The 210-nt window shown below is 40.0% G+C and carries 1 protein-coding gene; it reads right to left on the bottom strand.

The features are described 5' to 3' along the window. Positions 1 to 210 (bottom strand): hypothetical protein (locus CXF85_RS00155; RefSeq protein ID WP_157828996.1); only part of this gene is annotated, 210 nt, incomplete at both ends.

The raw sequence follows: 210 nt of genomic DNA, 5'->3' as shown, positions 1-210 counted from the left end.
GTATCATCACTTGCACCACCACTGATTAAGCCGGTGATGTTATCCATCAAGCTCAAGGTGAAGTTATCGACTAATGATCCACCCGTTAGTGTATTAAAATTAACAAAGTTAACTTCATAAACCGTGCCGTCATTAATCACACCTTGGTTGGTGGCATTGATTTCCCACGTATTGACCATGTTACTTGCAGTTAATTCGTTACTTCCTGTA

Origin of the sequence: Colwellia sp. 75C3, from assembly GCF_002836255.1 — a bacterium.
Taxonomy (GTDB): domain Bacteria; phylum Pseudomonadota; class Gammaproteobacteria; order Enterobacterales; family Alteromonadaceae; genus Colwellia.
The sequence above is the reverse complement of the archived record's forward strand: the minus strand, read 5'-3'. Positions and strand labels throughout refer to the sequence as shown.